Source organism: Nocardia vaccinii NBRC 15922, assembly GCF_001613305.1.
Lineage (GTDB): Bacteria > Actinomycetota > Actinomycetes > Mycobacteriales > Mycobacteriaceae > Nocardia > Nocardia vaccinii.
Genome location: NZ_BDCC01000009.1, coordinates 526,146 through 550,778, shown reverse-complemented (window position 1 = coordinate 550,778; position 24,633 = coordinate 526,146). Strand labels below are relative to the sequence as shown.

The window sequence follows — 24,633 nt, the reverse complement described above, 5'->3', positions numbered from 1 at the left end:
GGATGTCAGCCGGCGCCCACCCAGTGCGCTCACCCCGGGTAGCGCCGGTTCCGAGGCCGCGGCCCGGCTCGATTCCGGGCTGACGCAGCGACCGAGCCATGGAGGAGTCCAAGGTCACCCGAGTTCGCCCGCCCCGGGTAGCCCCGGCTCCGAGGCCGGGGTCCGTGCTGATTCCGGGCTGACGGGGCGGGGGAGCCGTGGAGGAGGAGTCGAGGATCACCCGGGTTCGCCCGCCCCGGGTAACGCCCGCTCCGGCGAGATCGGGGCCCGGGTCGATGCTGGATTGGCGCAGCGACCGAGCCACAACGTCGAGGATCACCCAGGTTCGCCCACCCCGGATAACGCCGGCTCCGAGGTCGCGGCCCGGCTCGATTCTGGACTGACGGAGCGGGGGAGCGAAGCGGAGGAGCGGAGGAGGGAAGAATCGAGCCCTGGGGGGCCGCGACCCCGCCGGAGCGGAGCGGAGGCCGAAGATCCAGCCTTCGAATTCGTGGTGGATCGCGAACATGCCCGGGCGGTCAACGAGGTGGTCGCGGACACCCGGAAACTTCGAATCCTGGCATTCACCGCGACCGTCGTGCTCGGGCTCGGGACCGCCTGGCTGATCTGGCTGAACCACCCGTATTCGTTCCTGCTGGCCGTAGCCTTCGCGCTCGGCACGGTGACCTCGCTGTTCGTGGCGCTGTGGACGCCGCATCGCGCTCGGATCGAAAAACTCTATGCCGAGGGCGAACTCGTCCCGGCGATCGTCTCGGATCGGCATCCGCGCGGTGCGCTGCTGCTGGCCCTGGTCAACCTGGCCAAATCCGGTGCGGCGCCGCGTTACGCGCTGATCACCCGAACCGTGCGGTCGCTGCCCGGCCATCGGTCCTGGCCCGGTGAGCAGATCCCCTCGGTGACCGTGCGGGCCGATCGTGCACCGCTGTCGGTGGGTGGCTTGCGGCAGTCGGTCGGCGCGATGCCGATCGCCTGGGGCACCCGCGATCCGGAGGTCATCTCCCGGGCCCGCGACGCCATCCCCGAGGCCAAGTGGAAACTGCTGGCCGACAATCGTTCCCTGGCCGAGAAGGTGCGCACCGCCGATTTCGGACGCCTCCTGCTCGATCCGCACCAGCTGCCCGAGGAGCTGCGCGGATAGCCAAAAACGCTTGCGCGCCTTCGTATGATCGAAAGATGCCGTCCGCCGCAAATCTGCTCGCATTCATCGTGGCCGGAACGATCATCATCGTGATTCCTGGTCCGGGCGTCCTGTTCACGATCGGCCGCGCGTTGACCGATGGCAAACGCGCGGCACTGGTTTCGGTGCTGGGGCATGCCCTCGGCGTGCAGATCATGCTGGCGCTGGTGGCGGCCGGACTCGGCACGCTGGTCGCGGCCTCCGCGATCGCGTTGACGATCGTCAAGGTCGGCGGCGGGCTGTACCTGATCTACATCGGCGCCCAGGCGATCCGGCAGCGGCGATCGCTCCGGACGGCATTGGCCGCGTCGACCTCGACGCGCCCGCCGGCGTATCGGCGAGTGTTCCGGCAGGGGTTCATCGTCGGGGTGACCAATCCGAAGGCGATCATCTTCTTCTCCGCGATGCTGCCGCAGTTCGTGGATCGCGAGCACGGTTCGGTGCCGTTGCAGATGCTGGCTCTGGGTTGCATATTCGTGTGCATCGCATTGATCTCCGACAGCGCCTGGGCGCTGCTGGCCGGTACGGCACGCGATTGGTTCGCGCGGTCGCCGCGGCGTCTGGAGGCCGTCGGCGGCGCCGGGGGCGTGATGATCATGGGTCTCGGGGCGAGTGTGGCGGTCTCGGGTTCGGGCGGTTAGCCGCCGATTCGCGTGGTGTGCCGCTCCGGCCTGGGCTTTCGGGTGGGTTAGCATCGACCGTCGCCGGAACCGCGTGCCGAGAAGGGGTGGACAAGTCCGCATGACATCGCACAAATGGGTGTGCGCAGTCCTGGCCGGTGTGTTGCTGGCGGCCGGTTTGTCGGTGCCCGCGCAGGCGCGAACGCCTGCCGATCCGCTGGTCGGCGCGCCGGGGCTCGGCGATCCCTACTATCCGGACGACGGCAACGGCGGCTATCACGTCGACCACTATGCGGTCGCCATCGATTACGATCCGCCGACGCATCACCTGACCGGCGCCGCACGGCTGGACGCGGTCGCCGGCCAGCCGCTGCGCGCATTCACTCTGGACTTCAACGGCCCTGATGTGCAACAGGTTTCGGTGAACAATCTGCCGGCCGGATTCGCCCGCACCGGTGATCACAAGCTGAATGTCACACCGGCCCTGCCGATCCTGCCCGGGCTGCCGTTCACCGTGACCGTCCGATACTCCGGCATCGAGTCGGATCATTCCGACCACGGTTGGACCATCTCACCCAGTGGCGGAGCGTTCGCCGCGGGTGAACCGCATTCGGCCGCGACCTGGTACCCGCTCAACGACACTCCGCTGGACAAGGCCACCTTCGACCTCACCGTGACGGTTCCGCAGGAGTGGCAGGTCATCTCGAACGGACTGCGCGTGCGTGATGAGGTGCACGGCTCGCAGCGGATCGCGGAATGGGCGACGCAGCATCCGGTGCTGGGTTATCTGACCACCGTCGCGATCGATCATCTCGATTTCCTGAATCAGCGTCGAGCCGACGGAACCCCGCTGATCAGCGCCTTCGCCCCGCGGTCGGAGACGCGCAAGGATCTCGAACGGCGGTTGCCGGAGGTGTTGGACTTCCTCGAATCCCTATACGGCCCATACCCGTTCGAGAGCGGCGGCGGTATCTATGTCGACACCGACCTGCCTTTCTCGCTGGAGACCCAGACCCGCCCGGTCTATGCCCCGTGGACCGATCTGAACACGGTCGTGCACGAGAACGCCCACCAGTGGTGGGGCGATTCGATGTCGGTGCGCAACTGGTCCGATGTCTGCCTGAACGAATGTTTCGCCAGCTACACCGCCGACTACCTGTGGCCGGAACGCAAGCAGGGCAAGGACGTCGATGCGCAGTACCGCAGTACGCTCGCCAAATTCCGCAACCGAGCGGACTTCTGGCAGATCCCGCTGCAGAATCCCGGCGCTGGAAAGGAATTCACCTCGGTCTACCACCGCGGCCCGTTGTTCCTGCACGCGCTGCGCCGCCTGATCGGGGACGGCGTCTTCTTCTCGTCGGTCGCCCAATTCGTGCGATCACACGCCTACGGCAATGCCTCGATGCCCGAGTTCCGCCAGTACATGCAGTCCAGAACCCCGATCGACCTGTCCGGCTTCTTCACCGCCTGGCTCGACGGCACCACCCGCCCCGCCGACCGATACCTCTACCCGGGTTCGCTGCACACCTGAGCCGACAACGATCGTCGAGTGTGGTTGCGGCGCAGTCGCGTTCGACATCGGCGCGTGCGGCGGCGATTCGTGCGGGGGTACTGCGGTGCGGGCGACCCGCCCCGGGCTCGGCCGGCGCGGCGATCTCCGCGCAGACCTCGGAGCCCGAGGCAGCGCGTGGAATCGGCTGTCCGCCCAGCTGATTCGGGCGATGACGTGCCTGAGCCCGGCTTCGTCAACGTAACGCACACACCACGCCGGACGACAATGATGGCAAGTGTGTGTCAACCGAGCAGTCTGTTGTGAGATGTAACGGTGCGCCACCGTTGACAATTGTGCTTACAATCTGTGCGCAGAACGCCGCGAGGGAAGGCCGGACAAATGAATATCTACGGACTCATGCTGCTCAGTAACACCCTGGGCCGCTCCCTCGGATATCTGATGCTCGGCATCGAGGGGTTGTCCCATCAGTACCCCGCCGATTACTGAACCTCCCAATCATCATGTCCTCGGCAACCGGAAGGTTCGTGGCCGAGGATGCTGAAACTCGCTTCGCCCGGCGTCTACTGATCCACCAGCGCCACGGACGCGATCCGGTGCAGTGTGAAATTTCGTACCGCACCGGTGACCGGATCCAGGGCGTTCAATTGGCCGCCGGAGACCTGGAGCGGTTCGACGATGCGCTGAGTGGCCACCCCCTGCGCGTCGACGTATCCGATATGCACCGGCCGTCGAACCCGCACGGCCAGCTGAAGCAAGGCCATGGTGGCCGCGGTACTCGTGCGGGAGCCGTCAGCGCGTACCGTCTGACCCGATTTCGCCTGTGCCGCGCGTTCTCCGGCGCGTAGTTCGGCCACCAGCTGTCCGAGCTGTTCGGTATTGGGCAGGCTGGGCCGCCAGGCGTTGCGAGTGCTCGGACGAGCCGGAATGCGCGCACCACGCGGACGCAGATCGACGATCGCACCCGAGGAATCCTCCCCGGCCGGACTGAATCCGGCCGCCCGCAGCTCGTCGAGTACCTCGGCGAGCGTGGCCTGTGAGATCGCCACGGTCGGCGCGACCGCCCGCAGCGCCAACTGCTCGGCCACCGGCGCGGCGAGCACCTCGGCCAGAAGTGCGGGATCCTCACTGCGGACGAAGGATTGTGCGATACCGGCCCGCAGTCGCCCGTGCCGACGGGCCACATCGTCGATCAGATAGCTCAGCGACTGCGGAACCGGAGTGCGCGAATATGTCGTGAACAGCTGATGCAGTTCGGCCGCGGTCATCCCGGCGTCCAGAGCGCGCCGCACCGATGTCTCGCCGATCCGGTAAACGGTTGCCGCACCGGCTGATTCGATATCGGCCACCAGTGCGATCCGGCTCTGCAGATCCGGGATCAGCGGTCCGGGGGCGATCACCGTGAGGTCCGCCTGCACCAGCACGTGGTCGACCGGATCGGGTAGCGCCGAATCCATTTCGGCCTCGGCGTTGCGCAGCGCCTCCTCGGGGACAGCGGCATCGCCGGCCGCGCCGGGGCCGTGCAGTAGCGCGCGTCCAGCGGAGGTCAGCGCACCGCGTCCGATCAGTCCCAGCGTCGCGGCCTCGATGAGGGTGCGTTCCACGGCGTCGGTGTGAAAGTGTCTGCGCAGACGCGGCTGTCGCCAGGCCAGCACTCGTGCCAGATCGGCGGCCGATACCGCGGAGCCCGGCGGGAATTCGGCCAGCAGGCTCAGAATCGCCCGGCGGTCCCGGACCGCGTGCATATTGCGCAATTCCATCGATAAGGCCGCCAGCGGTTTGTCATTGGCGTCGCGCAGACCGATCATCCAGGGGAAACGGTCCAATTCCAGCCAGGCGTGTGCGAGTATCACCCAGCGGCGGGCCGGTGCATGTTCGCGCCAGCCGTCGGCGGTGGTCGTGGGCGCCCAGCAGTCGTCGAACGAGTCGTCCGGCGGGGGCGGTTCGGGAATGCCCTTGTCCAGCAGGCGTGCTGCCGCGAGCACCTCGGCGAGCAGGCCGACGCGGATCTCCTCGACGCCGGTCTGCTTGGCGATGCGGCGCAACTCCCGAACGCCGAGTCCGCCGGAGCGCAGCGCTGGCGCGGGTGCGGTGCCCAGCACCTCGAGGATGTCTCCGCAGTGCCGCAGCAGTTCGCCCACCTCGCCCGCGGCCGCGGCGTTGACATCGGCGGCGGTGTGCTTGACCGGTGTTGGCTGCGGCGGCACGAGCGCGTGCGGATCGGTCACCGGTTCGCGGCGCAGTACCTGCCCGACCGCGGGGGGCAGTTCGACGGTCTCCGCGCCGACCCAGTTCAGCAGGCGATGGGCGAGCAGGCGCTGAATCGGGCGGTCCGGTGCGGTGCCGGGGGCCGCGTCGCGGGTACGGCCGCGCGGACCGGTGGCGGCCAGCTTGTCCAGCAGGGCGCGTTCGGGGGGACCGATCTCGGCCAGCGCCTCGACGATCTCCGATTCGGTGAGCGCATCGGGGAGTTCGGTGGTGCTGCCGAGCTGCCAGGGCAGTGCATCCTTCGCGGCCGCGACCAGATGCAGTTCCTTCGTGCCCCAGACCAGAGCACGGGTGCTGAGCCGGGCTGTGGACAGATCGACGGTCTTGGTGGGCACGCGATCGCTCAGTAGCTTGTGCAGCTGTTTGCGCGGTAGCGGGGCGGCGGTGCGACTCGGGAAGGCCGCGCCGTGTACCGCCAGGGTCTCGATGATGGCGAAATCGAGTGTGTCGAGATCGTCGCAGGCCCGCAGCACCGACGCCCGCTGTTCGGCGCGGGCGGCCAGGACGGCCATCGATGCGGGCAGCGGCACTGCCAGATCCGGCCGCAGTTCCAGCAGGGTCACGAGCTCTTCGTCAGCGCGGGCGGACAACCAGTCGGCCAGCTGGGCGACACCGGCCGGGCCTCGGGCTCCGGGAGCGGCTCCCGTGGGACGGTCGTCCCCGGTCCGGGGCGTGCGGTCGGTCGTGGTCATCCTGTCCAGCGTACGGCGACACACGGGTGGGCGCTGAGGGACCGGCCACCGTCGCGCAGCGGCAATGGGAGCGTGCGGCGATCGAGGCGGCCGTGCCAGAATGATCCCGTGGTGAACAAATCGAAGAAACCCTACGTCGACAACGGCTGGCCGCAGCTCGACAATGGCGACCATGCCGTCACTGAGCTCTCATCCACCCGTTCCGGTGGTCTTTCGCCGTTCGGCGAGGACACCGAGTTTCCGGTGCCGGCGGAAGAGATTCCCTATGTGCACCCGCACACTGTGATCAACCGCTGACTACGAAACAGAGCAGGCCCCACATCCTTTCGGATGCGGGGCCTTCTCTTATTTCCCGATAATAGCTGAAACGTGCCTCAGGCAGACCGAGTCAGTTGGGCAGGAAGCTCTTGTTCGCCTCGAAGAAGTTGACCACGCTGGGATCGAGCTTGACGCCGCTGGCCTTGGCGGCTTTGTACGCGTCCATGGCCTGCTGCGGCAGCTGAATGCCGTGCTGCTGGGCCATGGTGATGCCCTTGTCGACGGTCTGGAAGACCTGCTGGCTGCCGTCCGGCGCGGCCTGCTGCACGGGGGCCTGCTGCACAGGAGCCTGCGAGTGAGTCGCGATCTCAGGCTGAGCCTGCATGTGCGGAGCGGCCTGCTGGGTGGTGCTGGAGGCGGGCGCGGTGCGCTGCGACGGGGAGCTGTGCAGGCCCAGGTGCGACGAGCAGGAAGGCCAGGCGCCCCAGCCCTGGGTCGCGAGAACCTTCTCGGCGACCGCGATCTGCTGGTCCTTGCTGGCGTGTTCGGGGCTCGAAGCGTACTGCGTGCCGCCGTAGGAAGCCCAGGTGCTGGGCGTGAACTGCAGTCCGCCGTGGAATCCGTTACCGGTGTTGATGCCCCAGTTGCCTCCGGACTCACACTGCGCGAGCTTGTCCCAGTCGGAGTCCGGAGCCGCGGCGGCGTGGCCTGCGAGGGCCACTCCTGCACCGCCCATCATCGCGCTCGTAACGGCGACCTTGGCAACGGTACGGCCGGTGTTGGTCGGTTTGCGATGGCGTCCACTCATATCGGGTGTCTCCCTCTCGTACGCGCCTGCGAGGTGAGCTGTCGGGTTCGGACTGAGAGGCCGTCCGGCCCTGGCTCACCGGGTGGTGCGCCGGGGCTTCACCCCAAGGAATCGGTCGTTTCCGGCCGGTTCCGCTTCCCTGCCTGTAGGGAACGTGGGTTCCCCGCCCTCGCCCCTGTCTCCTTGGGGTTCCGGTACCCGCGGGGCGAGGTTCGGTGCGGCGGGCCGGTGGCGCCGGGACTGCTCCCGACTGGGATAGACGGTACGACGATCGCCGCGAAAAATCACTATTTGGTAACCGGCGTGTGCGGGCGGGTCGCGCTCGCGCCCAACGTCTTCCGCGTAGCTTCGGTGCAGGTGAGTGCGTTGTCACGTATGCAAGTACGGTCCGTGACCGGTCCGTGACCTCGCCGTGATGTGATGAACGTCACATGTGTAGTTGGAATGCGAACAGGGCATTCCTGTTGTCGGCCGAGGGGATTCAGCGCGCCCGGCGGCCGGACCACAGTGCGAACAAGATCGCCAGCAGAAGTCCGCCCGGAGTCGCGGCCATCGCGACGAGATACAGCCACAGGCCCGGATGGGCGTCGGACACTACCGGGGTCAGGAATATGGCGATGATCGCCACCAACCCGATCACGAAGAGGCCGACGGCGACGGGCAGCAGCCGATTCGCGGCGCGCCGCGGCGGACGGTCAGAAGAGGAATCCGGCATTGCTGCACCGTAAAACTGATGTGCTTCGGGAATCGTCACCGGGGTAGACTCGACGACAATCGCGTCCTGCATGCCTGTGTGGGGCGCGTTCTTTTCGCGAACGCAAGGGCGCCGGATACACCTCCGGCGCCGATGACTGTGCCCGGGCCGTCCGGGCATTCGAAGATGAACGGGTGAGCGCAGTGCCGACCGGCAAGGTGAAGTGGTACGACGTCGAAAAGGGCTTTGGCTTCCTTTCCCAGGATGAGGGGGAGGACGTCTATGTTCGGTCGTCTGCATTGCCCAAGGGTGTCGAGGGGTTGAAGCCCGGGCAACGGGTCGAATTCGGGATGGCGGCCGGCCGCCGCGGCCCGCAGGCGTTGAGCCTCAAACTGCTGGAGCCGCCGCCGTCCGTGCGCGGCGGACAAGGCCAGGGGCACAAGGAATCCGCGCCGCAGCACCCTCGCAAGGGCCCCGACGACCTGCACGGGATGATCGAGGACATGATCACCCTGCTGGAGGCCAAGGTGCAGCCGGATCTGCGCAAGGGCAAGTACCCGGACCGCAAGACCGCTCAGCGCATCGCCGAGGTGGTCCGCGGCGTCGCGCGCGAATTGGATCACTGAGCAGATCGTCTCCCGCAGCCTCGGCGCACATCGTGTGCCGGGGCTGCGGTTGTCCGGGGCCTGTCTCGGGCCTGTCTCGAGCCTGTCCAGAACGCGGCCTCGCCGGCGCTCAGGCGGTCTTGATCGACCAGGCCTGGTACGGGGTGAAGAATTCGCGGCCGGTCTCGTCGCGAGCGGGCAGCACGAGTTGGAGCTCGATGCCGACCAGGCGAAGGCCGGGGCCCGGGCGGGACGGGACGGTCAGCGCTAGGGTGCCGGATGCGAAGTCGCGGTAGGTCTTGACGTCGCGGACGATTGTCCGATTGTCCGGAAGGACGTACTCGCGCACCATGATCCACGGCGCGTCGGCGATCTTCTTCGGCAGCGAGATCTGCACCGGATAACCGGCCGGATCCAGCGGCACGCTGATATCGCTCTCCCGGCACTTCAGGTTCAGCCGTCCGGAATCGGCGACCCCGGCCACCGTGCAGTACCGGTAGGGGGCCACGGTGGCGGATTTGCCGTGGGCGTACACGGTCAGCGCCGGATCCGGTGTGGTCGTGTGTCGCACGGCCACGATGACGACGGCGGCGACGGCGACGATCACAACGAGCACACCCGCCGCGGCCAGCGCGACGATCGTGCGGGTGCTGGGCTTGGTCACGGGTTTCCTGTCGCTGGTCGGGATGCGGCGCCCGGCGCGGAGTCCACCGAGACCTCCTGCTTGGCGTGTTGTGGTCGGTTGCCGCCCAGACCGGGCAGCAGCGAATGCCCACGGTAGCTCACGAAGGTCTGCACCAATCCCAGTGCCAGCACCGCGGCGACCACGGTGAAGCCCTCCCACCACGTCGTGGGCAGCAGGACGCCACCCGCGCCGCCGACCACCCAGGACAACTGCAGCACCGTCTCGGACCGGCCGAATCCCGACGCGATCGACTCCGGCGGCAGATCGTCCTGGATCGAGGCGTCCAGCGAGACCTTCGCCAAGGCGCTGGCGCATGCGCCGACCAGGGTCGCCAGCGCGGCGCCCAGCAGATTGTCGGTCAGCGCCGCGACCACCGCGACGATCGTGCACGCGGCCGTACACACCAGCACGATCAGTGCCGGACGTCCGAGTTTCATTCGCGCGCCGGTCGCATTGCCCGCGAAGTTGCCGATCGCCGCGGCCGCGCCGACCGCGCCCAGCATCGCGGCCTGCTGCACCGGACGGTGTTCGGTCGATTTCGCGACGAAGGCGACGTAGAAGGTGAGGAATCCGGTGAGCACCCGGATCGCGCTGTTACCCCACAGACCGGTCACCACCGAACGGCCCAGTGGCTGACGGCGTTTGCTCGGTTTGATCGGTGACGCGCCGTCCTTGTCGAGGATCTCGCTGTCGCGGTGGTAGCCGAGCGTCGCGGGGACCTCGCCCTCGGTGACCTCGACCCAGGACGGGATGCGCAGGCTCAGATATGTTCCCGCGGCCGCGATGAGCGCGGCGAAGACCAGCGCGCCCGGCGATCCGGCGACCGCGGCGACCGCCCCGGCGAGACCGCCCGCGCCCAGCGTGCCGCCGACCAGTCCGAAGACCGTGAGCCGGGAATTGGTGCGCACCAGGTCGATATCCGGCGGCAGGACGCGCGGGGTGACCGCGCTCTTGAGCACCGCGAACGATTTACTGAGGATCATCATCACCAAGGCCAGCGGATACAGCGCCCACCCGTTGAAGTTGAAGATCAGCACGATCGCGACCACCGCGCGCACGGCGAACGATCCGGACAGCGCCAGTCTGCGGCCGCGTTGCAGCCGGTCCAGCATGGGGCCGATCAGCGGGGCGATCACCGCGAACGGCGCGATCGTGATCAGCAGGTACAACGCCACCTTGCCCTTGGATTCCGCGGTCTGCGCGGCGAAGAACAGGGTGTTGGCCAGGGATACGGCGATGGCCGCGTCCAGGGCGAAGTTGGCCATCGTCGCGTAAACCAGTGCGGTGAGCCCGGATTCGCCCGCACCGTCGGCCTCGGCCGCGCGCTGGAAGGTGCGCAGGCCGCGTCCGGTGAGTTCCACGCTGCGCCTCGCCACGACCCGGGTGACGGTCAGCTTGCGGGGCGGCTTCCAGGCGCCGGGACCGGCATCGTCGGTAGGCGGATCGGCCTGCGGCGGGCTGTCGTGCAGCGGCCGGGTCGGCGGCGCATCTCGCGGCGGCGTCGCCTGCGACGTGCTCTCCCGCGTCGGCGCCTGTCCCGCGGACAGGCGACGGGTGACGAATTCGGGCACATCCGGCTCGCTGCCGCGCCGCGGCAACGGCGGCAGCCGGTCACGGGACGCGGTGTGCGGCGGGGGATACCGGTCGTAACCGGGATGTCGCTGTGTGAGCGGAGATTCCTCGCCGTCCCGGCGCCCCGGATCGGTGCCGGAGGGTTCACGGGAGGCAGTCACAACGTCGATTCTCCCGCACTCCCGATGAATGCGTGGCCGGGGCCGGGTGTGACCTCGCCGCCCGACGCGTCGGTGCGGCGCGAATCGCACGTCGAACGTGGTCGGCCGGTCGCAACCGGGACAGGAAGTGGCCGATGCCAAGACGGCCGCGGCGCACCTGGGTTCCCGATTGCCCGCGGTGAGCGGTTCCGGTGTCGCCGAGCGGAATGTGATCCTGCGCACACGCCGCATCGCCGGTCTCAGCGCCGCACGAATTGCACTTCGAAGGTGGTCGGCCAGTTCTTGCCGGTGATCAGGAAGTGGTCGGTGCCGGGGAGGTGGGCGATGCCGTTGAGGACGTCGGCTCCGGCTTGTTGGGTGGGGGTGAGCAGGCCCGATGCGTCGATATCGCCGAGTACCCGGCCGGAAGTGGGATCGATGTGCAGGATGTGGTTGGTCGGCCAGTCGTTGGCGTAGACGGTGCCGTCGGGTGCGCAGTCGAGTTCATTGAGGCGGGCACCGGTGTAATCGGTGAGCCGGATCGAGCCGGTCGGGGCGAAGCTGACCGGGTCGCGGAATGTGAGGGTGCTGGTGCCGTCGCTCATGACCAGGCTTTTTCCGCGTGTGCACAGCCCCCAGCCCTCACCGTCGAAGCGCACTTGCCGGCGTTCGGTCAGGGTGGCCGGGTCACGGGCGTAGGCGATGCCGTTCTTCCAGGTCAGCTGCCACAGGGTGGCGCCTGCGCGGGTGACGCCCTCGCCGAAGTATCGCGGGTCCAGGTCGATGCGGGCCAGTTGCGCACCGGTGCCGAGATTCGTCGCGCGCAGACCGGATTTGCCCTCGAGCCCGGTGCTCTCGTAGAGGACATCGCCGTCGATCTCGAGGCCCTCGGTGAACGCGGTGTGGTCGTGCGGGCGGGTTGCCAGCACCTTCACCCGCAGGTGCGGGGTGGTATCGAGCACATCACATCCGGTTGTGGCGCACAGGGCCACTGCCAGCGCGATCAGCCCTGTCGCGGCCAACGCACGGGGTTTGCGTTCCATGCGGCAAAATGTAGGGCGTGAGCGCAGTTTCTGTTTCGGAGCCCGATGTGCGACCGATCCTGGCGGAGGCGGTCGACGTGGCTCGCCGTGCGCTCCTGGAGCTGCAGCCCGAAGGTGTGGGCGAGCATCTGGGCGTGACCGCCGAGGACGAGTACGCGGCCACCCACCATTTCGCGACGACCCTGTCCGGCTATCGCGGCTGGCAGTGGGCGGTCGTGGTGGCCGCGCCGCCGGAGGCGGACCGGGCCACGGTCAGCGAATCGGCCCTGCTGCCCGGCCCCGATGCCCTGGTCGCCCCCGATTTCGTTCCGTGGGATCAGCGGGTGCGGCCCGGCGATCTCGCGCCCGGCGATCTGCTGGCCCCGCTGCCGGGCGATCCGCGCCTGGTCCCCGGCTACGTCGTGACCGGCGATCCGGTCGTCGACGACGTCTGCGAGGAGCTCGGCCAGGGCCGCCCGCAGGTGTTGAGCCGCGAGGGCCGCGCGGAGGCCGCCGAACGCTGGTTCACCGAATACGGCCCCGACACCGAGATGGCGCGCGCCGCCCCCTCGACCTGTCGCCTCTGCGGTTTCTACGTCCCCCTGGCCGGCGCCCTGCGCGCCTCCTACGGTGTCTGCGCCAACGCCCTCGGCGCCGACGGCCACGTCGTCCACGCCGAATACGGCTGTGGAGCCCACTCCGACACCGAATTACCCACCGGCGGCGGTTCCCCTCGCTACGAGGCCTACGACGATGCCGCCGTCGAACTCGTCTCGCCGGAAGAACTGCGCAAGTCCTCGGCGACCACGCCGGGCGATGTGGTCGTGCCGGACGCGTCCACCGCTGTTGCCCGCGAGGACGACTCGGCATCGGCGAACGAGAGTGCGCGGCAGGAAGCCGCCACGTCGGCGAGCGCCGTTGTATCGGAGAACGTGAGCACATCGGGAGCTGTTGCGCCGGAAACCGCAGCCCCCTCGGATGGCGCAGCTGTGCGGGAGACGGCGGCCCCCTCGGCCGATGTCGATGCGCCGGAGACGGTAACTCGTTCGACCGACCCTGTTGCATCGGCGGCGGCACCGGAAGTCGTTGAGCCACAAGGTGACCCGGTTTCACCGGATGCGGTTGTGCGCGAGAACTCCGCTGCGCCCGCCGATGCCGCCGTCTCGGGCACGGGCGAGTCGGCGGCGGTGGCCGGGGAGTCGGCACCGGTGGAGTCCCACGAGGTGGCGACCGCTGCTGCCGGATCGACTGCCGAAGCGGCGGATGTGACTGCGGAATCGTCGGTGAGCGCTGCCGACGTGGGTGTTTCGACCGCCGGAGAGTCGACGTCGACCACCGCCGAAACGACGAGCGGGCGGACATCCGGAGAGTCTGCGTCCGCTGCCGAGCTGTCGGCGGGTGGCGCCGGTGAGTCCGCGGCTTCCGCTGATGCGGTTGTCTCGGGCTCGGGTGAGTCGCCATCGGCCGTGGCGCGGGAGTCCGGGGAGTCGACTACCGCCGAGGGTTCGGAGAACACCTCGTCATCGCTCGATCCTGTTGCGACCGAGAACATTTCGTCCGGCGATACCGGTGGGTATCAAGCGGCGGCGGATTCTGTTGTGGCGGAACGTGCTTCGGACGGTGATTCCGATCCGGACGGTTCGGATCGAGCCGCTGGTTCCGTGTCGGAGGTCGACGCGGGGGCCGAGGATGCCGCGCACGAAGCTGTCGAGGATCGTGCCACCGCGAGCGGTGCCGATGCCGTGAACGGCGGGGATGCGCCGGCCTCGGCTGCCGAGGCCGACGCCTCGTCGGATTCGGCTGTGGCCGAGGATGTTTCCGGCCCGCCGGGTGAGGCGGAGTATCACGATGCCTGGGCGGTGTCGGCGGTGCGTGTGCGGCACGGGGCCGGGGGCGCTTCCGGGTCGGCGGAGCCGAGCTGAGCGAGGTCGTGGGGGATCGGTTCGATTCGGCGGGCCTTCGGGCGGGGGTGCTCGATGCGTGGCGCGGGTCGCCGACGCGGCTGCGCGAGGACGCGGCCACCGAGGCCGATCTGGTACGCGCCGGATATCGTGATCGGCTGCTGACTGAGCTGGCACAGAACGCCGCCGATGCCGCGGCCCGGGCGGGTGTGCCGGGGCGGCTGGCCGCCTGGTTCGAGGGCCGGACGCTGCATGTGGCCAATACCGGTGTGCCGCTGGAGGTTTCGGGTGTACACGCGCTGACCGCACTGCGGGCGTCGGCGAAGCCGGACGCGGACTCCTCGGTCGGCCGGTTCGGGGTCGGTTTCACTGCTGTACTCACTGTCGGCGATGATATTGAATTCCGTTCCAGCACAGGGTCTTTGCTGTTCTCGCGGGACCGTACGCGAGACGAGTTGCGTCGCAACGCGATCGCGGCACCCGAGGATCCGGAGTTCGCGCCGCCCGCGTTGCGCCTGGCCTGGCCGATCGAGGCGGGACCGGCCGCCGGATTCGACAGCGAGATCGTCGTCCATCTGCGCGCCGACGTCGATATCGCGGCATTGTCGGCCGCCATGCGCACCGAGGCCGCCGATCTGCTCCTGGAACTGCCGGCGCTGCATTCCCTCCGCATCGATCAGGAGGAAATACGCAGTGCGTCAATCGAACTCGGCGGCGGGCTGGGTCAGCTGACCTTGTCGGGTCCGGTATTCGGCGAACGGATCTGGTGGCAGTTCGATACCGGCCGCGCCCGCTGGCTGCTCCCCGTCGTCGACGGCCGCCCGGTCCCCGCCGGACACGATGTTCTGCGCGCCCCGACTCGCTCGGACGAGGAACTGTCCCTCCCCGCCCTGCTCATGGCGCGGATCGCCATGCAACCGGATCGCCGCCGACTCCTCCCGGGTGCAAAGGTGGCCGAATTGGCCTCCGGCTACGCCGACTTCGCCAGAGCCCTCCCGCCCCGGGACCGCTTGATCCTGGTTCCCGCCCCGGGATTCGCCCGCAGTGAGATCGACGCCCTCCTGCGCGAAGCGCTGATCACCGAACTCCGCAGCGAACCTTGGCTCCCGGTGCTCCCGGTGGTGCACCACCGCACGGACCACCAGATCGCACCTTCGTACGACCTGATCGACGCTTCACCGGGCGAGGCAGGGGAATCCGCTGTAACCGTGGGAGATTCGACCATCCTCCCGACGGTCGCGCACACCGGCTCGGGTGACCTGATCGCCGACCCGGCACAACCGGCCGCTGTCTCGATCGATACCGCGGCGCAGTCGACGGTCGCGGAATCGGGCGCTGCCGCGACGCGGTACCCCGGTATCGCGCTCGCATCCCCAGCCCGCGCGAGCGTATTCCCTGCCGTGTCAACGGAATTGGCCGAACTACTCGCCGATCTGCTCGGTCCGCTGCTTATTCCGGAACTTTCCGGCCGAACCGCTTCCGATGCGCTGGCGGTGCTGGACGTGCACCGGATCGGTCTGGCCCGGATCGCCGAATTGTCCGCGAGTCTGGAACGTCCACCGCAGTGGTGGTATTCGCTCTACGACGCACTCGAGCCGTTCGTGGTCGATCCGCTGGCCGCGGAGGAACTCGGCGCGCTCGCGGTGCCACTGGCCGACGGTCGGCGCGTGACGGGGCCGCGCACGGTGGTGCTGGGCGACGAGCTGGAACTTGTCGACGTCCCCTACGGCGACGATCTCACCGTGGAGATCGCCCTGCCGGTGCACTGGGCGCGCTTGGTGCATCCCGAGGCGGCGCACGATCTGCTGGGCCGCCTCGGCGCTCGGCAGGCCACCGTCGGTGATCTGCTCGCGGATCCGGCACTGGAGGCGGCGCTTCAGGATGATCCGGCCGATGCGGACACGGTCGACGCTGTGCTGCGCCTGGCCGCGCAGCTCACCGATTCGTCCGCGCTCCCGGCCTGGCTGGGCACGCTGGAATTGCCCGACGAGGACGGCGAACTGCTGCCCGCCGACGAACTGTTGCTGCCCGGCGCACCGCTGGCCGGCGTGCTCGCACCCGATTCCCCGCTCGGCACGGTAGATTCCGCGACCCTCGACCGCTACGGCGAGCACGCGCTGCGCGCGGTCGGTGTGGGCTGGGGATTCTCGGTGGTCACCGAACTCGACCCGACCGGTCCGGACCACCACTTGGACGACGAGGAAACCTGGTGGGAGACCCTCACGGAGGATCCGGCCGAGCTGGTCGCCGTCCGCGACCTGGATCTGGTCGACGACGACGCCTGGCCGGATGCGTTGCGGCTGTTGCTTTCCGAGCCCCGCACCCGGCGCTGCCTGGCCGATCGCGACGGTTACACCGCCTGGTGGCTGCGTCACCACGCCCGGATCGCGGGCACGCCACTGGGACTGTTCCGCGCACCTGGTGACGCGGCATTCGCCGGACTGCTGCCCGTACCGGCAGATCTCGATCCCGCCGATACGGCCGCCCTGCACGCGGTAATGGCCGATCCGGAAATCATCACCCCGGAACTGGCCGCCGCTCTGCTCGACGCACTGGCCGATCCCGCGAAAACTCCCTCCCCGGAAGCGATTTCGCAGACCCACCGCAGGCTCGCCGCCGCGCTGGACCTGATCGACCTGGACGAACTGGTCCTGCCCGAGCGGGTGCGCGCACTCTCGGGCGCGGTGATCGATCCCGCCGACGCCCTGATTCTCGACGAGCCCTGCTACGGCCTGGCGGTACCCCCGGACCGCCTGGTCGCGGGCGATCACGGCACCGCGCGAGCCTTGTCGACCCTGCTGGATCTACCGCTGGTCTCCGAGGCGGTCGCCGCCGAGGTGCTCGGCTCCGGCCGGGTGAGTACCTGGCAGGACGAGCCGCTGGGCGTGATCCTTCGGCCGCAGTTCGGCTCGGCTCCGGCGGATGCGCCGTTGATCCTGCACGAGAACCTGCGCGTCCGCTTGAGCGGCGCGTACGAGGCGACCGTCGAGGTGCCGTGGTGGTGCGAGGGCGAAGTGACTCACCTTCGCGCGCAACCTATTGCGCGTACGTCGTGATCATCTCCGCGAGCACGTCCAGCTGAGCCCGGACCGCTTCGCTGTCGTTGTCCACCAGCCAGCGCAGCACGATGCCGTCGATGACCGCGAGGGTGAATCGGCTCAGCGTGGTGACCGGAACCGACCATCGGGTGCCGGTGGCATCGCGGGCGTGTTCGAGTACGTCACCGACTGTCGAGTCGTTGAATGTGTATTGTTCACGTGCGATCGCGAGTTTTGCCGGAGTTTGTTCGCTTTCCCGCAGTGCATAGGTTGTCGTTTCATAGGTGAGCAACTGCCGTTCGGGTGTGGCTTCGATGTTCAGCCACAGAAGTTCCAGGCTCGCGCGCACCAGATTTTGAAGCGATTCTTTTCCACTTCCGACGCCCTGCCAGACCGTTTCGTTGGTCTCGACCGAATCGCGCAATTCCATCGCAAGCGCCTTGACCAGTTCGGTCATCAGCGCGTCCTTGTTTTCGAAACAGTAATGCACCACACCGAGCGAAACGCCGGCGGCTTGCGCCACGTCACGGGTGGTTACCCCGGCCACACCCTTTTTCTCGGCCAAGCCGATAGCGGCCTCGATAAGGTGGGCGCGGCGTTCTTCGACGCTCAATCGGGAGGACACCCACGCAGTTAAGCGGGAAGGACGCGAACAGTCAATTCGCGAGCGCGAAAAGTCGCCCTCAGAGTCCTTTCTGTGCACCCTTGTCGCCACGCCGCGCACTGCGACGTTGAATCATGAAGATGAGGTATCCGAGCAAACCGACGGCCAAGCCCATCAGACAGATCGGCCGCGCGGGAGCCCAGCTGTCGTTCACCCAGACCGCGACGGTCGCGATCGCCCACAGAATGCTGCCGACGGCCAGTACCGGGCGCGGATCGGTCAGGCGCGGCGGAATTTCGGGCGCATCGGAGGTCACGATGCCAACGATACCGTTGTGATCGGACATCTCCCGTACGGCGTGTCACGTATCGTTCTGCTCTGTGACAACGGCTTCCGACATACGAGCCCTCGCCGCCGAGCTGTCCCTGGCGGTGGTTCGGCTGACCCGACATCTGCGGGGGCGCCGCGCCGAGGCTCAGATTTCGCTGACCCAGCTGTCGGCCTTGGCGACCCTCAATCGGGACGGCGCCATGACACCGGGCACGCTTGCGGCCAAGGAGCGAGTGCAACCGCCCTCGATGACGCGCGTGATCGCGTCGTTGTCGGAAATGGATCTGGTCAAGCGGGACCCGCACCCCACCGACGGCCGCCAGGTCATCGTCTCGCTCTCCGCGGCCGGCCGGGCGCTGATCGCCGACGAGGCCAACGCTCGCGAGGAATGGATGACCGATCAACTCTCCGGCCTGAGCTCCGCTCAGCTCGACGTGCTGCGCGAGGCGGTCGGAATCATGACGCAGATCGTGGACGAATCGGAATAGCGCCGGGAGGAGAAGGCACCTGCCTCAGCGTCCGAAAACGCTTTCACTCGGTACGATTTCGCGGCCCAGGGGCATCAACGACACCGGGATGAGCTTCAGGTTGGCCCAGCCGAAAGTTACACATTGCCAATGGTCTGCTACCGCTCGCCGAAGCGTCGGCTGGTCGGCACGATCTGCCTGCCCAGCGGCATGAGTGAGATTGGTATCAGCCGAATGTTCGCCCAGCCGAACGGAATTCCGACGATCGAGACGAACAGCGGAATACTGGTGAGCAAATGCCCCAGGGCCAGCCACCATCCGGCGAAGATGAACCAGATGACGTTCCCCACCGTCGACGGTGCGCCCGAACCCGGTCGCACGACGACCTCTCGCCCGAACGGCCACAGCACATAGCTCGCGATCCGGAACGAGGCGATCCCGAACGGAATGGTGATGATCAGCACGCAGCAGATCACCCCGGCGAGCAGATATCCCAGCGCCATCCAGAAACCGGCCAGCACCAGCCAGATCACATTCAGCACGAACCGAATCAACTCCACATGCCCAGCATGCCAGTGCGCACCCGGACGAGCCACTCCGGAAAGACGTGCCGCCACACCCCGGGGGTGAAGGGGCCGAGTCGAGAGCCGGGGGGTTCGGTGGTGCGCAGCTGGGCGGGCCACTCGATGACACGCGCCACCTGAGGCTGGTTGTGCCTCCGCATGCGCCGCCGTGCCGTCAGAAGGGCCAGCCCAGGACGGGGTCGCGGTCGGCCTGGAAGGCCAGGTCCAGCGCCCGCGGCGCGGATGAGTCCTTCGCCCGGATGCGATGTGCCGCCGCCATTCTCCGGACCCGGTGGGCGCCCAGATAGACCGAGCCGAGCACGTCGATGTCGAGTTCGACATCGGCCTCGCGGGTGGTCGGCGCGCATTCGGCGCGGCCGTCGCGCACCCGCAGCGCGAAGACGCCACCCGCCGCGCGGAACGGATCACGCACCGCGACAACGACATCCAGATCGGCCTCGTATGACCGGGCGGTCAGCGCGGCGGGAACATCCATGATCCGCAACCACAGTGCGTCGCGTAGCGCGGTGGTCTGGACCAGCCGCGGGTCGGTGAACAGATGCGGGAGCGGGTCGTCCGGTGCGATCACCGCCTCGATCCGATCGAACAGTTCGAGTGTGCTCAGTGCCCGCCAGAGCGCGGCGTGCGCGTCCGGCGTGACCGCGCGCAGCTCCACCACCTCGATCGCGCTACCCGATTCGCGCCGGTGGTAGCGATACAGCGCATAGCCGTCGGCGTGGGTGAAGGCGAACAATTCGGTCCCGCCGCCGCGGTAGCGCGGCTGATCGGCGAACAACGCGTCCCAGGCGGGCTCCGGGCGCAGCTGCGCACCCGGCTGCACTCGCCGCCAGCGGTCGTAGATCGCGGGCACGATGTGCCGCGCCCGGTCGGTCGAGGTCAACGTGACGCCACCCGGATCCGGTGTGCCGGAATGGAATCGCGCGAAGCGGCGATCGAATCGGATGTGCTGCTGGCCGATCGCGGGTCCGTATCCGAAGCGACCGTAGATTCCACCCTGGCTGGCCGTGAAGATGGTCAGCGGCAGCTTCTTCGCCTCGGTGCGCCGATGCTGTTCGGTGTACATCGCGCGCAGGATGCCGCGGCGCCGGTGTGTCGGTGCGACAGCGACATTCGCGATCGACTCCACCTGCACCGGATGACCGCCCGGAACCGTCAGCGTCTGGGTATACGTGGCGGTGTACCCGACGATTCGATCACCGTCCCGCGCCACGAGGCCGTTCTCCAGCGCGAAGACTCGGCGATTCCGTTCGATTTCGACCGGATCGCTCACCACACCGAAACTGGTGTCGCCCAGCAGCCGGACCGCCTCGGCATCGGCCGCGGTACCGGAGCACAGAGTTATCCCCGACGTCTCTGTCATACCTGCACCATTGCACGTACCGGGACCACTCCGCACCCCGGTTTCGTCCGGCCCCACGTCCGCGCGGTATTGCCGGGCGATCCGGTCCGTCCCCCCGACGTGACGGGCCGAACCGTGCCCCGGCGCGGGATTGGATCGGACTGTCCTCCCCGGGACAGGCCGATCCGATACCGCGCGCCGCGCCGACATCCGCGCGTCCTGCCATCCCCTCCGAAGCAGGCCGAGCCGGTGGTCGGATCGCGAGGTTCGCCGAACCTCACACCAGAGACGATCCCGCGCCCGACTCGACGAGCGCTTAACAAGTCCTTGCAGCCGCGAGGACGTGGCAACCTACTTCCGCGGACGTCGCCACAGCCGTCGATAACGGGAGGTGGTGCGTTCGATCCGCGGATCCTCGGCGACCTCGTACCGCCTGACGTATTCGCTCAGGAATGCCTGCACCGTGGCCGTCGCCGGAATTGCCAGCAGCGCACCGACGGCGCCGAGCAGGGCCCCACCCGCCAGGACCGCCAGCAGTGCCACGGCCGCGTTCACATCGACGGTGCGGGCGGTGATGCGCGGTTGCAGCAGATAGTCCTGGAACCACTGGTAGACGACCGAGAATCCGACCACCCACAACGCGTCGATCGGATGGATGGTCAGCGCCACCAGCACCGGCAGGGTGCCCGCGATATACGTCCCGATGGTCGGGACGAACGAGGCGACCACACCGAACCACACGCCGAGTGCGAGCGCGTTGGGCAGTCCGAGGATCGCGAGGAACACGCCGTGCGCGAGTGCGGAGATCACCGCCAGCAGGGCTCGGGAGTACAGATATCCGCCGGTTTTGGAGATGGCCAGATCCCACGCCCGCAACACCTCCTGCTGGCGGGTGGGCGGCAGCAGTGAGCACACCGTGCGCCGCAGCTTGGGGCCGTCGGCGGTGAGGTAGATGCTGAACAGCGCGATCGTCAGCACCTGAACCAGTCCGCCGAGAACCGTACTGGACAGCCCCCACGCGTTGTTGGCGGCGGTCTGGGCGTAGTTGTTCAGCACATTGGAGTCGTGCAGCAGCCGATCGCGCAGCTGATCCACCGTGAAGTGTTGGTGGAACGTGTGATTGATCCATCCGACGAGTTCGTTGATCAGTCCCGGCAGTTCGTGCAGCAGATTGCTCACGGTCTCCACCAGCAGGGTGACCAAGGCCGTGATGAACCCTGCGACAGAGGCGAAGAGCGCGACGAAGACCACCGCGGTGGCCAGTCCGCGATGCACTCCCCGGGCGGACAGAATGTTCACCGCCGGCTCGGTCGCCAGCGAGACGAAGAACGCGACCAGCATGATCGTGAAGAGTCCCAGCAGCTTGTGCGCCGCCCAGTCGGTGATCTGGTATGCGCCGAGCAGCGCGAAGGTCAGGACAATCGCCCGCGGCACCCAGGCCGGCATGCGGTGAGTTCCGTTCGAGGAGGGCTCGGGCGGTGCGTCCTCGCCCTGGTCGGCCTGCTCGTCCGGATGTTCGGTCATTTCATCCAGTGTGCCCGCTCGGGCCGGGTTTGCCCGGCTGCGACCCGCATTCCGGCGTCCCGCTCGGCCGGGGCCCTCATGTGGGATCGTCGGTCATTGCCCGACGGCTTTGCGATAGTCGTAACCGGTCTGCTGGTCGACGGCCGACCCGCCCAGTTCCACACGGGCCGAGGCGCGCAGGAATTCGGTGGCCGCGGCGCCGGCGGTGGGATCGGCGTGGCGGATCGCGGTGGTGAGCCGGCTGCCGCGGTAGAGCAGGCCGGGATCGCGGTCGGCGGAAAACCATTCGGCCGCATCGTCCTCGATTCGCTGACGCCACAACAGCAATGCGCGATTCTCCGCGATCCAGCCGCGCAGCCGATCCCAGCGCAACAGCGTGTCGTGCACCAGGTCGGCGTGCCGTACCTCCACTACGATCAAGCGCCACCGGACGAGACGATCGACCAGATGGTGGCTCGATCCGGTGTGGGCGGCGATGCGCAGCAGATCGGTCGTCGGGATGCGTCGGCGCGAGTAGCTGCCGTCGCGATGCACGGTGATCAGGGCCATCAGTAGCCGGCGAGCGTCGGCCTGTTCCTCCGGAGTCAGCTCGGCCCAACGGCTTTCGGCCATGCGGGCGATCTCCCCGGCCGGACCGCCGACCTTCCGATATGCGGCGATATCGATCCGGTCGCCGGTGTGGGCGGCCCACAGCGACCGCATGGTGGCGGACAGGACCGCCAACTCGCCGGGACTGGTGGCCGCTCTGTCCAGGCTCAGCCGATCCGATTCCAGGGCACTGAGCAGCAGATCGACCACTCCCGGATCGACCGCGGCGCCACAGCTGCGCACGGGGCCGACGATGACCGAGGTCAGCTCCGGTCTGAGCATCGGACCGAGCGTGAAACTGTTGTGCTGCACCGCATCCGCGAGCCACGGGTACTGCGCGCAGGAGACCAGATCGTCGGAGCGGATCGAGATCAGCACGGTGCCTATCGTGGAGACCTGTTTGAGCCAGATCAGGAAGGCCGCACGTTCGGTCGGGTCGATCTCGGGGCGGTACAACTGCTCGAACTGGTCCACGATCAGTACCGGACGAGCCTCGCCCGCCCACTGCCGCACCACTTCCAGATCCGGACCGCCGACGGTGAGACCCGTTGTGCCGCCGAAGGTTCGCACCGACGTCGCGAGTGGATCACGGCCCGGGGTGAGAATCGTGACGGCCCACCGGCCGCCCTCCGAACGCAGTGCCGGAACGAGTGCGGCGCGCAGCAGCGAGGACTTGCCCACACCCGATGCGCCGGTCAGCACGATCACATCGGCCGGGCGCTGCGGCGTCGCGGACATCCGCACCATCGTCAGCAGTGCGGTGAGCGCGCGCCGGCGCCCGAAGAAGATCGCCTCGTGCCGCTCGGTGTAATCGCCGACTGGATACGGCTGTTGTGACGGGACGCCGGTGGCGTCGGCCGGACTCGACCGCGCCGCCGTCCACAACATCCGCCAGGCTCGCGTGTTGACCGCCTCACCGGCACTTCCGGTCCGGCGCTTGGCCCGCGCCCCCAGCACCTGCAGTACCGGGAGCAGGGATTCGAACCGGGCGGGCACATTGCGTCCACTGAGCCAATCGCTGATGCGCTGCGCCGAGGCCAGCGCCGACCGGGTCTCCCCGCCGGCCTCGTTCGCCCGTAACTGGGCCAGCATCGCGACATTGCGCAACGACGGCGCCCCCGCGGCCCGATGCAGCGCCGAGAGCCGCCGCGCGAACTCGCTGCGCGCCGACCCGCCCTGTACCTGCCGACCGTGACCGACCTCTTCGGTAGTCATGTAGTACCCCCGAACGGACTTGGGGATCCGCTCGGTGCCGAGCGGATCGTTCATGTTCTCGAAACGATTAGACGGGGCGGATTCCGATTCGGTTCCCGCCGCGGCCGGTCATTTCGCCGGAAAGGTGGCCGAGCCGGCAGGCGAGCAGCCCGGATCGCGGGCCGGATGTCCGGACCGTACATCGCCCCGGATCGCCTGACCTCATCGATTCCCGGTCGCCATGAATTTCCTCGTTGCTCGGGCGGTTCCGGCTTTCTAGCGTTCTGGCCGTATCTGTGGCCGAGACCGAGACATCCGGCCGATCGATGGCGAAACAGTGGGGGAGTCCCAGTGCGAGTAGGTTTTCTGATGTCCGTGGCCGCTGCCGCGGCCGTCCTGGCGGTCGGTGTTCCGGCGGCGCATGCCGATGTGATCTCGATAGCCCCGCATGAGCAGTCGATCACCATGCCGGACGGCTGGCAGCTGAAGGTTGGGCAGCACGACGAGCAGGCCAACCGGGTGCCTCCGCTCAACGGCATCGGCACGACCCGCGAAGTGTTCGTCACCAACCAGGCCTACGGATCGGTCGGCGGCAGCGGATCCCCGCTCGCCGGCGTCGTGCTGCGGACCGGCTACAACGTCGGATGCGCGGTGGATCTGACCACCATCACCCTGGGCGCGACGGTGACCCTGGGTTTCACCCCCGGCATCGTCATCTCCGCCGGTATCCCGACGCCGACCGTCGGCGCGAACATCGGGCCCACGGCCAGCATCGCGCCGTCCTTCAACGTCACGCTGCAACCCGGCAAGGTCGTCGACGTGCCGCTCGGCGAGAAGCCGCTGTCGGGCTCCAAGGCCTTCGTCACCAGCCGAAACGCCCATCTGCACATCGACGGCTGCGCCGGGCCGGCGAGCATCCGCTCCTACACGATCCTGGCCGCCAAATCGAGCGAGGCCGACGATTCGGTCGCGGTTTATGGCGCTCCGATCGCGCTGTGATTCGCGGCGGGCAG

The 24,633-nt window shown here is 68.1% G+C and carries 22 protein-coding genes and 1 riboswitch; of the genes, 9 read left to right on the top strand and 13 right to left on the bottom strand.

The features are described 5' to 3' along the window. Nucleotides 1–490: 490 nt before the first annotated feature. From NV1_RS45545 to NV1_RS06965, 3 genes are all read left to right on the top strand, one after another. A complete protein-coding gene (locus tag NV1_RS45545) occupies nt 491–1,138 on the top strand; it encodes a DUF3239 domain-containing protein (RefSeq protein ID WP_245713594.1) in 648 nt (215 codons plus the stop codon). A gap of 35 nt (nt 1,139–1,173) precedes the next feature. Then, complete coding sequence (locus tag NV1_RS06970) at nt 1,174–1,818, top strand: LysE family translocator (protein WP_067886563.1); 645 nt, start codon at nt 1,174–1,176, stop codon at nt 1,816–1,818. Between the two features lie 100 nt (nt 1,819–1,918). After that, entirely contained in the window at nt 1,919–3,328 is a 1,410-nt protein-coding gene (locus NV1_RS06965; RefSeq protein WP_067886561.1) for a M1 family metallopeptidase, read from the top strand. Nucleotides 3,329–3,870: 542 nt separating this feature from the next. Here NV1_RS06965 and NV1_RS06960 read toward each other — a convergent pair. Then, entirely contained in the window at nt 3,871–6,267 is a 2,397-nt protein-coding gene (locus NV1_RS06960; RefSeq protein ID WP_084525150.1) for a helicase-associated domain-containing protein, read from the bottom strand. Between the two features lie 108 nt (nt 6,268–6,375). Between NV1_RS06960 and NV1_RS06955 the strand changes: the two genes are divergently transcribed. Beyond that, nucleotides 6,376–6,564, top strand: a complete 189-nt coding sequence (locus NV1_RS06955) for a hypothetical protein (RefSeq protein WP_067886559.1) — start codon at nt 6,376–6,378, stop codon at nt 6,562–6,564. Nucleotides 6,565–6,655: 91 nt separating this feature from the next. On the opposite strand, the gene NV1_RS06950 is transcribed toward NV1_RS06955, so the two are convergent. After that, a complete protein-coding gene (locus NV1_RS06950) occupies nt 6,656–7,333 on the bottom strand; it encodes a resuscitation-promoting factor Rpf1 domain-containing protein (protein ID WP_067886558.1) in 678 nt (225 codons plus the stop codon). Nucleotides 7,334–7,341: 8 nt separating this feature from the next. Continuing rightward, a riboswitch (cyclic di-AMP (ydaO/yuaA leader) is annotated at nt 7,342–7,532 on the bottom strand. A 282-nt stretch (nt 7,533–7,814) separates the two neighbouring features. Beyond that, complete coding sequence (locus NV1_RS06945) at nt 7,815–8,120, bottom strand: hypothetical protein (protein WP_245713593.1); 306 nt, start codon at nt 8,118–8,120, stop codon at nt 7,815–7,817. A gap of 110 nt (nt 8,121–8,230) precedes the next feature. On the opposite strand from NV1_RS06945, the gene NV1_RS06940 reads away from it, so the two are divergent. Next, nucleotides 8,231–8,653: a cold-shock protein gene (locus tag NV1_RS06940; protein WP_174557411.1), complete on the top strand. Its 423-nt coding sequence runs from the start codon at nt 8,231–8,233 to the stop codon at nt 8,651–8,653. Between the two features lie 109 nt (nt 8,654–8,762). On the opposite strand, the gene NV1_RS06935 is transcribed toward NV1_RS06940, so the two are convergent. The 3 genes from NV1_RS06935 to NV1_RS06925 all read right to left on the bottom strand — a co-directional run bounded on the left by NV1_RS06935 (nt 8,763) and on the right by NV1_RS06925 (nt 12,072). Beyond that, nucleotides 8,763–9,296: a DUF2771 domain-containing protein gene (locus tag NV1_RS06935; RefSeq protein ID WP_067886555.1), complete on the bottom strand. Its 534-nt coding sequence runs from the start codon at nt 9,294–9,296 to the stop codon at nt 8,763–8,765. Next, nucleotides 9,293–11,050 carry an MFS transporter gene (locus NV1_RS06930; RefSeq protein ID WP_245713592.1) on the bottom strand — a complete coding sequence of 586 codons (1,758 nt, stop codon included), beginning with the start codon at nt 11,048–11,050 and terminating at the stop codon, nt 9,293–9,295. The genes NV1_RS06935 and NV1_RS06930 overlap by 4 nt, the downstream gene beginning before the upstream one ends. A gap of 239 nt (nt 11,051–11,289) precedes the next feature. Continuing rightward, on the bottom strand, nt 11,290–12,072 hold the full coding sequence (locus tag NV1_RS06925; protein WP_067886552.1) for a glutaminyl-peptide cyclotransferase: 783 nt from the start codon (nt 12,070–12,072) through the stop codon (nt 11,290–11,292). 17 nt (nt 12,073–12,089) lie between these two features. On the opposite strand from NV1_RS06925, the gene NV1_RS46590 reads away from it, so the two are divergent. Together NV1_RS46590 and NV1_RS06915 are read left to right on the top strand one after the other, a co-directional pair. Next, a complete protein-coding gene (locus tag NV1_RS46590) occupies nt 12,090–13,973 on the top strand; it encodes a DUF3027 domain-containing protein (protein ID WP_307628291.1) in 1,884 nt (627 codons plus the stop codon). Nucleotides 13,974–13,981: 8 nt separating this feature from the next. Then, nucleotides 13,982–17,008 (top strand): sacsin N-terminal ATP-binding-like domain-containing protein, encoded by a 3,027-nt coding sequence (locus NV1_RS06915; protein ID WP_245713591.1) that lies wholly within the window; start codon nt 13,982–13,984, stop codon nt 17,006–17,008. Here NV1_RS06915 and NV1_RS06910 read toward each other — a convergent pair. Together NV1_RS06910 and NV1_RS06905 are read right to left on the bottom strand one after the other, a co-directional pair. After that, nucleotides 16,989–17,693 (bottom strand): TetR/AcrR family transcriptional regulator, encoded by a 705-nt coding sequence (locus NV1_RS06910; protein WP_245713590.1) that lies wholly within the window; start codon nt 17,691–17,693, stop codon nt 16,989–16,991. The genes NV1_RS06915 and NV1_RS06910 overlap by 20 nt on opposite strands. Beyond that, on the bottom strand, nt 17,674–17,940 hold the full coding sequence (locus NV1_RS06905) for a DUF2530 domain-containing protein (protein ID WP_067886548.1): 267 nt from the start codon (nt 17,938–17,940) through the stop codon (nt 17,674–17,676). Before NV1_RS06905 ends, NV1_RS06910 begins: the two co-directional genes overlap by 20 nt. A gap of 34 nt (nt 17,941–17,974) precedes the next feature. Here NV1_RS06905 and NV1_RS06900 point away from each other — a divergent pair, with 34 nt between their 5' ends. Continuing rightward, entirely contained in the window at nt 17,975–18,412 is a 438-nt protein-coding gene (locus NV1_RS06900) for a MarR family winged helix-turn-helix transcriptional regulator (RefSeq protein ID WP_067886547.1), read from the top strand. 137 nt (nt 18,413–18,549) lie between these two features. On the opposite strand, the gene NV1_RS06895 is transcribed toward NV1_RS06900, so the two are convergent. The 5 genes from NV1_RS06895 to NV1_RS06880 form a co-directional block, all read right to left on the bottom strand. Then, nucleotides 18,550–18,942 (bottom strand): YccF domain-containing protein, encoded by a 393-nt coding sequence (locus NV1_RS06895; protein ID WP_218026933.1) that lies wholly within the window; start codon nt 18,940–18,942, stop codon nt 18,550–18,552. Then, nucleotides 18,942–19,091 (bottom strand): hypothetical protein, encoded by a 150-nt coding sequence (locus NV1_RS43320; protein ID WP_157116616.1) that lies wholly within the window; start codon nt 19,089–19,091, stop codon nt 18,942–18,944. Before NV1_RS43320 ends, NV1_RS06895 begins: the two co-directional genes overlap by 1 nt. Before the next feature lie 38 nt (nt 19,092–19,129). Beyond that, on the bottom strand, nt 19,130–20,335 hold the full coding sequence (locus NV1_RS06890; RefSeq protein WP_067886545.1) for a GNAT family N-acetyltransferase: 1,206 nt from the start codon (nt 20,333–20,335) through the stop codon (nt 19,130–19,132). Nucleotides 20,336–20,665: 330 nt separating this feature from the next. Continuing rightward, nucleotides 20,666–21,838, bottom strand: a complete 1,173-nt coding sequence (locus NV1_RS06885) for an AI-2E family transporter (protein WP_084525147.1) — start codon at nt 21,836–21,838, stop codon at nt 20,666–20,668. Between the two features lie 93 nt (nt 21,839–21,931). Further along, nucleotides 21,932–23,695 (bottom strand): ATP-binding protein, encoded by a 1,764-nt coding sequence (locus NV1_RS06880; RefSeq protein WP_067886543.1) that lies wholly within the window; start codon nt 23,693–23,695, stop codon nt 21,932–21,934. 294 nt (nt 23,696–23,989) lie between these two features. Here NV1_RS06880 and NV1_RS44465 point away from each other — a divergent pair, with 294 nt between their 5' ends. After that, nucleotides 23,990–24,619, top strand: a complete 630-nt coding sequence (locus NV1_RS44465; protein ID WP_067886809.1) for an MspA family porin — start codon at nt 23,990–23,992, stop codon at nt 24,617–24,619. The last annotated feature ends 14 nt before the right edge of the window (nt 24,620–24,633 follow it).

Bases quoted from the DNA above. Each gene is read 5' to 3' on its own strand.
- NV1_RS06925 (WP_067886552.1), bottom strand. From the start codon at position 12,072: ATGGAACGCAAACCCCGTGCGTTGGCCGCGACAGGGCTGATCGCGCTG.
- NV1_RS06905 (WP_067886548.1), bottom strand. From the start codon at position 17,940: ATGTCCGATCACAACGGTATCGTTGGCATCGTGACCTCCGATGCGCCC.
- NV1_RS06880 (WP_067886543.1), bottom strand. From the start codon at position 23,695: ATGAACGATCCGCTCGGCACCGAGCGGATCCCCAAGTCCGTTCGGGGG.
- NV1_RS06965 (WP_067886561.1), top strand. From the start codon at position 1,919: ATGACATCGCACAAATGGGTGTGCGCAGTCCTGGCCGGTGTGTTGCTG.
- NV1_RS06885 (WP_084525147.1), bottom strand. From the start codon at position 21,838: ATGACCGAACATCCGGACGAGCAGGCCGACCAGGGCGAGGACGCACCG.
- NV1_RS44465 (WP_067886809.1), top strand. From the start codon at position 23,990: ATGTCCGTGGCCGCTGCCGCGGCCGTCCTGGCGGTCGGTGTTCCGGCG.
- NV1_RS06945 (WP_245713593.1), bottom strand. From the start codon at position 8,120: ATGCAGGACGCGATTGTCGTCGAGTCTACCCCGGTGACGATTCCCGAA.
- NV1_RS06960 (WP_084525150.1), bottom strand. From the start codon at position 6,267: ATGACCACGACCGACCGCACGCCCCGGACCGGGGACGACCGTCCCACG.
- NV1_RS06970 (WP_067886563.1), top strand. From the start codon at position 1,174: ATGCCGTCCGCCGCAAATCTGCTCGCATTCATCGTGGCCGGAACGATC.
- NV1_RS06890 (WP_067886545.1), bottom strand. From the start codon at position 20,335: ATGACAGAGACGTCGGGGATAACTCTGTGCTCCGGTACCGCGGCCGAT.
- NV1_RS06950 (WP_067886558.1), bottom strand. From the start codon at position 7,333: ATGAGTGGACGCCATCGCAAACCGACCAACACCGGCCGTACCGTTGCC.